11 protein-coding genes and 1 pseudogene are annotated in these 10,751 nt (G+C 39.5%); 1 reads left to right on the top strand and 11 read right to left on the bottom strand.

Annotated elements, in window-relative coordinates; all coding sequences use genetic code 11:
* Positions 1-78: 78 nt before the first annotated feature.
* Positions 79-342, top strand: a pseudogene (locus tag JX312_RS04035) (hypothetical protein); the annotation flags it as partial.
* A 1,333-nt stretch (positions 343-1,675) separates the two neighbouring features.
* Here JX312_RS04035 and JX312_RS04030 read toward each other — a convergent pair.
* The 11 genes from JX312_RS04030 to JX312_RS03980 form a co-directional block, all read right to left on the bottom strand.
* Positions 1,676-2,389 (bottom strand): hypothetical protein, encoded by a 714-nt coding sequence (locus JX312_RS04030; RefSeq protein ID WP_204457153.1) that lies wholly within the window; start codon positions 2,387-2,389, stop codon positions 1,676-1,678.
* Between the two features lie 51 nt (positions 2,390-2,440).
* Complete coding sequence (locus JX312_RS04025; protein ID WP_204457152.1) at positions 2,441-2,791, bottom strand: hypothetical protein; 351 nt, start codon at positions 2,789-2,791, stop codon at positions 2,441-2,443.
* On the bottom strand, positions 2,782-3,306 hold the full coding sequence (locus JX312_RS04020) for a hypothetical protein (RefSeq protein ID WP_204457151.1): 525 nt from the start codon (positions 3,304-3,306) through the stop codon (positions 2,782-2,784). Before JX312_RS04020 ends, JX312_RS04025 begins: the two co-directional genes overlap by 10 nt.
* Before the next feature lie 198 nt (positions 3,307-3,504).
* Positions 3,505-3,735 (bottom strand): hypothetical protein, encoded by a 231-nt coding sequence (locus JX312_RS04015; RefSeq protein WP_204457150.1) that lies wholly within the window; start codon positions 3,733-3,735, stop codon positions 3,505-3,507.
* Entirely contained in the window at positions 3,719-4,534 is an 816-nt protein-coding gene (locus JX312_RS04010; RefSeq protein WP_204457149.1) for a hypothetical protein, read from the bottom strand. Before JX312_RS04010 ends, JX312_RS04015 begins: the two co-directional genes overlap by 17 nt.
* Positions 4,535-4,635: 101 nt before the next feature.
* Positions 4,636-5,721: a hypothetical protein gene (locus JX312_RS04005; RefSeq protein WP_124096508.1), complete on the bottom strand. Its 1,086-nt coding sequence runs from the start codon at positions 5,719-5,721 to the stop codon at positions 4,636-4,638.
* Between the two features lie 586 nt (positions 5,722-6,307).
* Positions 6,308-7,090 (bottom strand): hypothetical protein, encoded by a 783-nt coding sequence (locus JX312_RS04000; RefSeq protein ID WP_123406746.1) that lies wholly within the window; start codon positions 7,088-7,090, stop codon positions 6,308-6,310.
* Between the two features lie 36 nt (positions 7,091-7,126).
* On the bottom strand, positions 7,127-7,996 hold the full coding sequence (locus JX312_RS03995) for a hypothetical protein (protein ID WP_124096507.1): 870 nt from the start codon (positions 7,994-7,996) through the stop codon (positions 7,127-7,129).
* A 4-nt stretch (positions 7,997-8,000) separates the two neighbouring features.
* Positions 8,001-9,068, bottom strand: coding sequence for a hypothetical protein (locus JX312_RS03990; RefSeq protein WP_123406742.1), 1,068 nt, complete (start codon positions 9,066-9,068; stop codon positions 8,001-8,003).
* Positions 9,069-9,208: 140 nt separating this feature from the next.
* Positions 9,209-10,306 (bottom strand): hypothetical protein, encoded by a 1,098-nt coding sequence (locus JX312_RS03985; RefSeq protein ID WP_204457148.1) that lies wholly within the window; start codon positions 10,304-10,306, stop codon positions 9,209-9,211.
* Between the two features lies 1 nt (position 10,307).
* On the bottom strand, positions 10,308-10,544 hold the full coding sequence (locus JX312_RS03980; protein WP_204457147.1) for a hypothetical protein: 237 nt from the start codon (positions 10,542-10,544) through the stop codon (positions 10,308-10,310).
* Between the last annotated feature and the right edge of the window lie 207 nt (positions 10,545-10,751).

The raw sequence follows: 10,751 nt of genomic DNA, 5'->3' as shown, positions 1-10,751 counted from the left end.
GGCCTTGACAGGTCGCCCAATGCACTGTGTCCTTTAGCTTGGTTGTAAATTGAAGATTCTTATCCCGAACTCGCGTTGTTAGGCAAGGGTGAGAGTGCTTGTATGGTATATTGTCGTGATAATCACGATGTGCTTGGTAGCAGCAACCTTAAAGATATAAAGGAATATTGCAGTCAATATCAGATAACATATCTGACTACATTGGATTTTCTATATTACGCATATATACGAAAGAAAATGAGTAAGGTCGAGATAGATGCTTTTATCAAGGATGTGCGGGCAAAAGGCAGTAAACTTCCCGATGCGAATATAGAAAAATATGTACCTACAAGTCAGATTTAAGAAATGCGCGAGACTCTGTTAGAAATTATTAAATCGAACTCCCGGTCTTGCAAGTGTGACACAAATCGACTAATTTTGAAATAGTGATTGGACATTGCCTGTGGAGACCGGCTTTCGGAGTCCAAAATCCGGTTTGTGTACTTTGGCACTAAAACGGCACTGACAAAAATATTGAATATCCAACTATTTGATATAGCTGCATTTACAGCGGAGAAGCACGCCCCCTGTCTCTCCGCTGAAATATTTTATCAAACGCCCGAGTATTGTTGATACTTAGGCGTTTAGTTTTTCACCCTATCGCCAAAAATAGACACGATTCAGGCTAAGATGTTGATATGGCGAGATTGTTTATTTTTCAGTTTCATAGCTTCTTTGTAATGAATCCAAGACTAAACATAATGATTAAAACTGTAGCCGCAAACAGAATTGTTGAGCCATAGATGACAAACAACCGCTGGTACAGCTTCTTCATACCGGAATAATGCTCCATTATCTCCTTGCGGCGTTGCTCAGTATAGCGCAGTCTGCAAAAGATTTCGGGCAAAAATAACAGGGCGAGCCCGCATATTATCGCTGCCGGATTTCCAAAGAGCCGGAATATCGCTGGCAGCAGTAACGAACAATGAGCCCAAACCACCAAACAAAACTCAGCGTCAGACTTCCGCTTGATGGATTGCCACCTTTTTTCCTCAAAGCCTCGCCAATATACCAGATGTAATCAAACAGATAGTATCGTTTCATCACTGATTCTCTGTTAATGATGAATAATCCTTTTGTATCAGGTACGTTGCTAATCTTCCCTGCATATATAACTTAGCCGCATAGCCCAAGGACACTTGTTGCTCGCTGTAACGAATGTCCGCTACATAGACCGGGATATTTATGATTGGGAACATGACCAAAACCGAATATAACACATTTACACGATACTGTGTCAGTTCATACTGGTTATATCTGAATCTGATATAATAGAGGTTCAGCAGATATGTGTTCACATAGCCTAATGTCAGGAAATACAATAGTCTCAGTCGTTTACTACGGACCACTGACACAAGCCGTTTGTATATCTTTGGCGAATACATTGTCAGCCATAATGTAAAATTGGAGAAAAGCATGAGAATTATCCCATACGCTCCAAATATTTTCAACAATGTCAACGATTTATACATTTTTCCGAATAGGCAAACTATGGCAGTCGCTAACAGACACCATAAATCAATGGCGAGCAACACGGCAAATACAATAAAGAGCCAAAAGAATAGCTCATTGACCGCGTTTCCACATCTGTTCCAAAATCGTTTACCGGTTGATTCCATTGTGTCTAATTGTAGTGTTATTCAACCCATGTTGTTATTGGTTCCGGTCGCCTTATAAATTTACCGTTTTCTTTTACATACCATATTACATCGCCCGTCCACCAGCTTGTTCTTCTGTCTACTGCTATTAAATTGTCAGCATAACGAATATTGGTAATAATCGGAAATGAGGTAAACCACCAATAACCACCCCAATGACCATAATCAACCGGGATATATTTCTTTAGTTTATTGACATTCTTCTTATTGATCTTTCCTATCTTATCACCATTCTTTAATCCGCCTGCAAATGACGACAGTTTCTTGTTTATGCCTGATGTCAGATACAAACCTCGCCACGGCAGAACAGGCGTCACGCTGTCAACAACATATTGATCATCTTTCAAATCTTCTATAAATTCCGGAAAACCGAGGCAAAGTTTCGCCATAACGGTATCAGCATTGAGGTAATATCGTTCAATTTCGATTGTCTGAGGGATAACGTTATATTGGGGTTCGTTTGCAGGATGACCTTCAAGGCCAAAGACTACATTATTCCACATAAAAATATCAGCTATCACACTGTCTGTGATAACATTATTTGAGTCGATGGTATCTGAATACGCTTTCCAGTCCAAGAAAAACTTGTTCAGATTCTTCTTTGTCAGCTTAGGATATTTTGCGAGAAAAGCCTGACCGCTACATAAGAATGCGGTCATGGCAAACAATATTGTTAATACTCGGTTACGCATATTTATTGAGATTTGAATATTTGTTTCTTTATCTGTCTGTTTAATGTTATATCAATTATGTTTTTTTATGAACCGAATAGTTGAGGTATAAATCAGTAACCCGATTGAGTGAATGGCGTTCAGAAGCAGTGCGAAAAGCCACCATGTCAATCCGGCTCCATAGCGGCTATTGAACACGAGATTGTAACTCAATATGGCATTATAGGCTATCATCACAATCAGATTGCCTAACGCTGCTCTCGGTCTGACTCTGTGACATAGCCATGTTGATAATAGCGACAGCATATATGCCGCACCGAGCAACACTGTATCCTCGTTCCAGCCTTCTGCCATGCAACTCACAATCGCCAAGATGAGAAGCACAAGCCATGCTATCCCAAATCGTTTATCGTTCAATCGCATATCAAAATTCTATATTCAATGTCTATTGGCGGATTCATATTGTCAAGACATGATTCAATCATGGTCTTAGTGTTCAATTCTTTTACATAGCCTCCTACAATAAGACTAACAGGAGCAATAAAGCTTCTGCCGATATAGATATATTCAGAAGGGAAATCAAACGCAACACAATGTCTTGCCTCCTTTATCCATTCCTCTATTTTCAGTATCAACTTGCCATTCTTACTATTCAGCCATTTATAATCATCGCAAATCTCTGTTACTTCATCTTTGGTATCTTCAAAGAAGTTCTTTGGGAGAATATCTTTCATGTCATTCAACGCGTCCCTTATAGCAGAGAATTTGATTTTATCCTGTATAGGGAATAAGGCGATGAATTTACCCACTGTTGGATTGCCCAAATTCATGAGGCGTTCTTTCAGATCGTCGCTTAAATCTGTATGCAACAGTTCAGAAATATCATACTGTATAGTAGACTCTTTCTCCTGATTATATCTCTCGGTTATATTTGTCATTGTAGTTTTTCTTTATTCGTTATATTCTTGTTAAAGAGATGATAGCCGACAAAAGCCAATATCATTGAAGGTATGAAACATACAATAGCAATCGGCAAAACAAATGCAACGCACATTTCAAAGCCAATCCGATCCAAAAGTCCACTATTTAATCCATCTATCATAAGGTAGGCGGATAGTAAGATAATGAATAAGACTTCAAAGATTAGCCCAAATACGAACCAGTGTTTCCCGTTTGCAGAACCAGTGTTTCCCGTTTGCAAAAGACCAGGTAATAGCTCCAATGATACAACACCAAGCAATAATGAATAACATTATTTCACCTGTTAGGGATTTACCAAAGATTATCAGTTCAAGAAGCATCAATAATCCGGCATAGACAATGGTAATTGCCTCGAATTTCCAGAATCGTTTATCTGTCAGTTTCATAGTGTTCAAGGAGTTTTCGGGTTAAGTTTATGATGTCTTTCCAAGACGCGCCGTCAAGGTCAAAAGACAGGGCGCGGTCATAATCCCAGTCAAGACCTTTGCCATCGGTGGCTTTCCGGGTGGGCAAAATCTCCAAAGTGCGGCTGTCGTGTTTCAGAAGCACACATGTGGAGTGTTGGTAAAGCTGTCGCCATGAGCGTTGCTTCATGGCTTTGATCAGTTCCGCGTTTTTCAGCTCCACATATTTGCCGTGCAGACTTGCATGGAATATTTCCATGAGAGTATTCTCAAATTCTCCGTTACTACAGCCTATGGGGAGGAATTTAATCGGAAGACTCGCTGTGACATTATATACTGTAACAAATATATATTCCTTGTCGGTGCGGTAAATACTACACCTTCCAGAGCCATCCAACTCCGGGCAGCTGTCGTTGTATTTTCGATTGATTTTTCGCCACCGGTATAGTGCCAGAACAATCGCAGCGATGACGAATATTGCGCCCGAACCATACGACGGACCATCATGATATTCAAACACCGTCATATTATTCTCCGGGTTGTCTTTCTGATATACCACACCTATGCTGTCGCCAACGGCAAAACCATTGGCATGCATACCACCTTTATATGTTACACCGTTCACTGTAAATTTGTAATGTATTATAGGACCACTGTTGCCTATATAGCCGATATTTGAAATCACAGTCGATGTATGTTCCGGATTTGCCGACAGAGCATTGTACTTGTGGTTTTGGAAATACAAACCTACAATGAGAAAAGGCACGAGAATCAGTAGCATAGCACCAAATGGCAAGCGAGTTTCACCACGCCGCCCAAAGAAAAACCGATATATTTTGCTGTCAGATTTCATTCGTAGGAAAGAATCGTTATAATCATTCTTTAGCTAATTCGGTATTGTATCAAGCGATTGTTCGTGAGAAACAAATAGATACTATTCCCATAAATGGAACATGCTGCATATAATACACTATTAGGAATATCGAAAGTTTTCCAATCTTTCCCTGAATTATTACTAACAATGAGCTTGTACTTAATGAATAATCCAGTTTTATATCCTAAAACCAGAGCCACAGTATTCAACCTGTCGGTTATAAGGTCTTTAACAAACGTATAATAGTTAGTTGAATATAGGAGTTTCGGATTTTGCGTGGACTGGGTAAAAGAATAGAGTTCCACTCCATCGGATTGTATGCTTCCGGCAATACAAATGCCATCTTTGAGTTCTGCTATGAATGAGGGATTTACCGGACAAGTATGTGAATGCCATTGTCCGTTTTTGTCATAGACAAACATATTGTTATTTATGGCGTATCTTCTGATAGCATACAGCTCATCTTCCCCAAAAACGGTTTGAGACAGATGTGGAGACGGAAGATGAGTCAAAACGTGAAAGGTATAATCCATTGTTAGAAGAGTAAATTCATTTTCCTTGCTTGTTGTCAAATATAGTAAATTTTTCTTGACTACAATAGGTAAATATCTCATCTCGCCGGTATAAACTAACTTGGCTGAATATTCCGGATTATACTTTGTATTCAATAGGTAGGCATCTCCAGTTTGTGAAAATAGAGAAGTAAACAATCCGGCATCACTCTTAATGGTGTAGCTTGAATGTATCAGATCCTTAAAAGGAATTTTTGATTTCAGAGACCATCTGCTCCCTTTATTATTCGATACATATATTTCAAGTGAATTGCTGTATTGAGTAGGGACTGAATCGTTGTATTCTTTATGTCTTCCGATAATGATTGCACTGTCTTGATTCAAGAAACAGGCATAATCAATGGTAAATCCTAATTCCGGAAGACCGTTCATGAAAACATTGTCAGGCTTTTCTCTTGAACAACTTAACATTACCAACATCAATATAATAAGGTGTAGGAATCTCATATCTGCTGTATCTCGTATTATTGATATCAGTAAATTACAAAATCTATTAGTATGATTTTTACCTGTCAGTTTCATTGTTGTTGAGGAGTTTACGGGTTGAGCTTCATTATCATAATAGCTGATATGGCGAATACAATCACAGCACCGCCAAAGGCACAAAGACTCGCCACTGCTATAGTTTCAAGGTCGCTGGATTTATTATTAAACCATAGGAAACCTTGATATTGGTTAGCCCATATAGCCGAAAACATCAGATTCGAGCAGCCAATAAATAAAGAAATTATGTCGTTGGAATACCTAAATATCGCATATCCCAAAATCAGCTGGAATATCGGTAAGGTCATACAAACATAGACGCCCCATTTATAGAACACTGAGCAATATAATATCTGAAGATATATTGCAACGCATACAATAAAGGCGGGAATAACGGTCTTGCGATTACATTGATTCCATTTTATCAATACGACCAAACTTATCATTAGGGCTAATGATAGACTAATCGTAAGAGATATTGACATTTCAATTTCATCAGCGTTAGCCTTTGGAACAACCCAAAACATAATCATTGCCTCTATAAGAAGCAATCCGATTAATAGCCATCTCCTTTTCGTCGTTAAATTCTCCATCGCGCAGATATATTCTATTATTGAATAACAGACTAATAATCCAATAGAATTGGCACTTGATGCTTGTCTGCAAAGTTAACCGCTTGATATAACATTGAATAAGCGCATTGGGCTAATTCTTCAGTACGATATTTCTCCTTTAGAGTTTTATTTGTACGACGGATAAAGCCAAACAAGAGTTTTGGCTCTTTTTGTAGAACAGGCTTATAATATGTATCATTTCGCCAGGAAAGTATAATATCCTCATCAGCTTTCCATATCTTATGATTCAGTTCTTCCAATTCCTGCTTCAACATTGAAACCGTAGAGAAAGTTGCTTCATTTCCATTCGGTAGTGAAGTGGTAAAATAAATCTTTCCCGGAATAGGTAGCCAAAACTCCACATCAGACAGCAACGAGCTGGGGAATTCCTGCGACATGGCTTTTTTGACTATAAGCTCATTAAAAGCATTCCACCCACGTTCCACATATTTAGGCAAAGGACAACCAAGTAAATTGCAGGCTTGCAACATTATTAATGCACCGTATGCCTCCCAATCCGGCTTATCGGTAAAGTAATCATGTTCGCCTTTTTCATCCCATAAAGGAGATGGAAAGGACTGATTTATACTTATCGCAATATTGTCAATCCATTGGCACACAGCGTCTCGGATCTGCTCGATTACTTCTTCATTTTCTTCAGGTTTAATCTCATTGCCACATCCGTCTACCATTACGCATTTCTGTCCTTTTTCTTCCGATAGCTGTTGTGTGATATTTTTCCAATCACGGCAGTAATAACGTGTCAAGGTTCCTGCGTATATATCTAAGCCCATATCATATAGTGTTAAAGTAGTTTGTATTTTAAGTTGTTAAATCACTTTCCTGTAGCCATTGTAAATGTTTGAAATCTTATTTGACGAACCATCGACTTCAATAAATATTCCATCGGTTACATTTCCATCGTTTGGGTTCGGTTTGAACTTTACCTCGAATGAATACTTTTCCAGCGGAAGTCCCGTAAAGCCGTCTTTAGGTTCTATATGAATTGTCTTATAGGCGTGCCGAAAGTCGGTGTTATCCGAAACAATCGGGAAAGTCGCCGCAGACAGTTCTTCGGCAAGTTCTTTGGTGCAATACTGCTCATACAGCCTTTTCAAGTCTGCCGATGACGCGCCTACGGCTCTTTCGTTCATATACAGAGCCATGAAGTCTGCCACTACATAAAAGCCATCAACGCCCATATATACATCAATGACAATGATATTTGATGTGCCGTCGGGCAGAATCTGATACAGCATATTCCAGCCATCGTCCGTGTCGGGAAGAAAGCAACCAAACGACAAGTAAACAGCAGAGTCAGATGCCCAAAAGACTTCGCCACCCCACTGCATCATATATTCACCCTCGTTGCCGACCAAATCTTTCGTGCGAATTTCCTTGTCGGAGTACACGATATTTCGGTCATACGACAGGGTAAGAAATACGGATGAATCTCTTACAGCCCAGTCTTGTCTTCCAACGATTACATCATTGGAGTCTGTTAATGCTTTTATTGTCCAATGGCCTATAACGGTATCTTCTACAACCTTGCCTCTGACAACCTGAGGGACGGTTGCAATTACGGTGTCCTCTGCCGTTTGTTGTGATACGGTAGTTTCGGATTTATGACCTCTGCCACATCCAACGACCACGACAGACAGAATAAGTATCAGAATAAATATGCCAATCAATTTTTTCATAATATCAATCATTTGTAATCCACAGCTCGGTCATTTCCTTATAATATGCCTGCATTGCCAGATTGTCAAGTCGGGCGATGGCTTCGTCTATGATTTTTCGGGATTGTGGAGTATATGTATAATAGAATCCAAGCGGTCTTGTCAAGGACAGAGATTTGTAATCACGATTATCGTAAACCCACTTCAAGACCTTTGCAGGCTGTGGCAAGAATACATATTTGAAAAAATGATAAACGAATGATTCAGAGGAAGTCGCATCAACCATCTTCCCCAATTCGTTCCATCGGCCAAGCACTTTATTATCTGAATAAGGATAGCGGGTCAGTGAGAGCATATCATTCATCAGTTTCCATTCCATCTTACTGTCTGAACCACGACATAATCTGAACACACCATCTTCATATCCGTCTTCCATAGTTATGTCGATTTTACCGTTCGGCTCTATGTTACAAGTCATTGATGCCATTTGAGAGTAGGTGGTTGTGTTCTTGTCGGTATTGACGTTATGTTCTATTTCTTTGTATTCATGGTTATAAGTAAACTCATGATCTCCGATAAAATACACTAATGTATGATTGACGGAGACTAACTCTGTAGAGTCCGTCAGATTATAAGCTAATTCCGACTTATCCCAATCGTTACCCGCGAACAACGCGTCAATCAGATGTCCGTCAGTATCGTATGTGGCAATATACACATCTTCGGCATCGCTGAAAAGATATTTGTATTGACATAGGATTGCGTTGTCGTTTATTTGGCGGACAGATACAAGATATGCAGATGCGGTATCCGACGGGGTAAAGTCAGAAGTGATTACGCCTCTTAGCAATGAACACTGTTCAGGGGTGGTGAGGAGAAAATCACGGTCAGATGGTGCCGGCAAAGAATCATCTTTAGTTATAAGCGATTCATATTCTATGCCGAGCTTCTTTAGGAACTCAAAAGACCTGTTGTCATCTATCGCTGCAATCGAGTCATGACGGCTATTACTCGATGCCGACGCTGACCCTTTGCCCCTGCACGAGACACACAAGATCAATACCGTTGTAATTATCAAAAGTATATGTTTCATTGCTTACCTCCTTTCCGCCATAGTTTCATGAGAGTCTATTATCTGTAATATCGCAAATATAAGAAGAATAGTTGACAATGGATGTGACAAATGTCCCAAGTGTGCGTGAAAATCAGCGCTGAACGGTGATATTCTTGAATTTACCCATGTTGATGCACTCCGAAAACCTCAAGTTTGCTTTCGTCAAGATTTATAAGGACATCGACTTCATCGCTTCCACCATCTTCCAGACATATCAGTTCTTTATCATTGTTTAAGTAGCCGTTGGTTATATATCTTTCAATAAGCTCCTTGCTGACAAGAATAATGTAAGCATATTTAATACCATCAGAATCTTTCCATCCAAAAAACTGATGACGATATTTATTATACGGGTATGCGGTATATTCCAAACTCCCCGATGGATGCTCTATCAGATAATCCCCGCTTTCAGCCGGTTTTATTGAGTCTGTGAAATGCTTTATGAGTATTTCTCTCGCTATCTCATATTGAGATTGTGACAGTCTGAAGAATTCAGGTTCGCTAATTCCCCACGAAGCGATTTTTTCGTAATCGCTAAAGATGATGTCATCAGAATCCACAGGCATTACAATCATTTTATCTGCTCCTGTTTCTCCTTCCGGTATATCATTCCACATATCATTGCGGCTATCATAGACATATTCATCATATTCCGATTTTACCAATAGTGTAAATGCGCTTTCGTTATGGGAATACAGAATGTGTATATCTCCAAAATGAGAGGTGGTATCGGAAGGCACACCTATCTCAGCCAAACTATCAGGATAGCGGTCGTTATCTTTATGATAATCGTTAATGCGTTCAATTACATAGTTTTCAGTATGGGTTGAATCCTTAACGGCATAATAGAGTAGTCCGGTGCCAATTGCCAAGATGACAATATAGATAAGCCCTTCTTTCTTAATTATTTTTAGTTTTTCTTGTTTAGAAAGCTGTCGGATAAACATCAATGGGATTTGCGACACGACAAACAATACTACTGTAACAGTAGCTGCAAACATGAACCTATACATGACATATTCCCTCCAAGGGTGCAGGTCAATGTTAAGTGCATTTACACTCAATCCCATAAGTGTAAAGAACAGAGCAAAGAATAATGCCGGCAGAAACAGTACAAAGACAGCCACTTTATATAAGTACACTCCCGGCTTTGGCCATTTAACCATAAGTCCGACAAATGCAATGACTGCACACAAAATCAAGATGATTGGTATCATATCAGTTGGCTATTAAAATCAGAAAAACCGCAAAAACAAGGAAGCCGAGAATGCCATTGGCAAGGTTGCTGTCGGCATGGTCTATGTTGCTGAAATCGTCCGAACCATAACGTATTTGCTTGTATGATACTCTCCGCCCTCGACGGAATAGTCGCAGACATCCATATCGAAGCCCGGCTCCGATATGCAGAATCGCACTGCCGAACCATGAACGGATAAATATAGCTGTAAGTTCCATTATTTTAATCCATGTTGTGATTTGAAGGCTTTTTCCTCGATAAAATTTTCAAGCAAGGCTCGGCAAGCATCATTCTCAGTAAGATGATTGCTCAATGTTTTTGCCGATCCTCTGTCATCGATATAAACAAGTTTCACTAGTGTCTCTTAAAAAGTGTTAATCAAATTCGAGGTCAAGAGTTGGATGGCAATTTGCTATTTGTGCTGG

This window comes from Barnesiella sp. CU968, assembly GCF_905219685.1.
In the GTDB taxonomy this organism is placed as follows: domain Bacteria; phylum Bacteroidota; class Bacteroidia; order Bacteroidales; family Muribaculaceae; genus Lepagella; species Lepagella muris_A.
The sequence above is the reverse complement of the archived record's forward strand: the minus strand, read 5'-3'. Positions and strand labels throughout refer to the sequence as shown.

What these genes read in the sequence shown, in the direction of transcription:
- JX312_RS04030 (WP_204457153.1), bottom strand. Translation starts at nt 2,389, where the DNA reads ATGCGTAACCGAGTATTAACAATATTGTTTGCCATGACCGCATTCTTA.
- JX312_RS04015 (WP_204457150.1), bottom strand. Translation starts at nt 3,735, where the DNA reads ATGAAACTGACAGATAAACGATTCTGGAAATTCGAGGCAATTACCATT.
- JX312_RS04025 (WP_204457152.1), bottom strand. Translation starts at nt 2,791, where the DNA reads ATGCGATTGAACGATAAACGATTTGGGATAGCATGGCTTGTGCTTCTC.
- JX312_RS03995 (WP_124096507.1), bottom strand. Translation starts at nt 7,996, where the DNA reads ATGAAAAAATTGATTGGCATATTTATTCTGATACTTATTCTGTCTGTC.
- JX312_RS03985 (WP_204457148.1), bottom strand. Translation starts at nt 10,306, where the DNA reads ATGATACCAATCATCTTGATTTTGTGTGCAGTCATTGCATTTGTCGGA.
- JX312_RS04000 (WP_123406746.1), bottom strand. Translation starts at nt 7,090, where the DNA reads ATGGGCTTAGATATATACGCAGGAACCTTGACACGTTATTACTGCCGT.
- JX312_RS04020 (WP_204457151.1), bottom strand. Translation starts at nt 3,306, where the DNA reads ATGACAAATATAACCGAGAGATATAATCAGGAGAAAGAGTCTACTATA.
- JX312_RS03990 (WP_123406742.1), bottom strand. Translation starts at nt 9,068, where the DNA reads ATGAAACATATACTTTTGATAATTACAACGGTATTGATCTTGTGTGTC.
- JX312_RS04010 (WP_204457149.1), bottom strand. Translation starts at nt 4,534, where the DNA reads ATGCTACTGATTCTCGTGCCTTTTCTCATTGTAGGTTTGTATTTCCAA.
- JX312_RS04005 (WP_124096508.1), bottom strand. Translation starts at nt 5,721, where the DNA reads ATGAAACTGACAGGTAAAAATCATACTAATAGATTTTGTAATTTACTG.
- JX312_RS03980 (WP_204457147.1), bottom strand. Translation starts at nt 10,544, where the DNA reads ATGGAACTTACAGCTATATTTATCCGTTCATGGTTCGGCAGTGCGATT.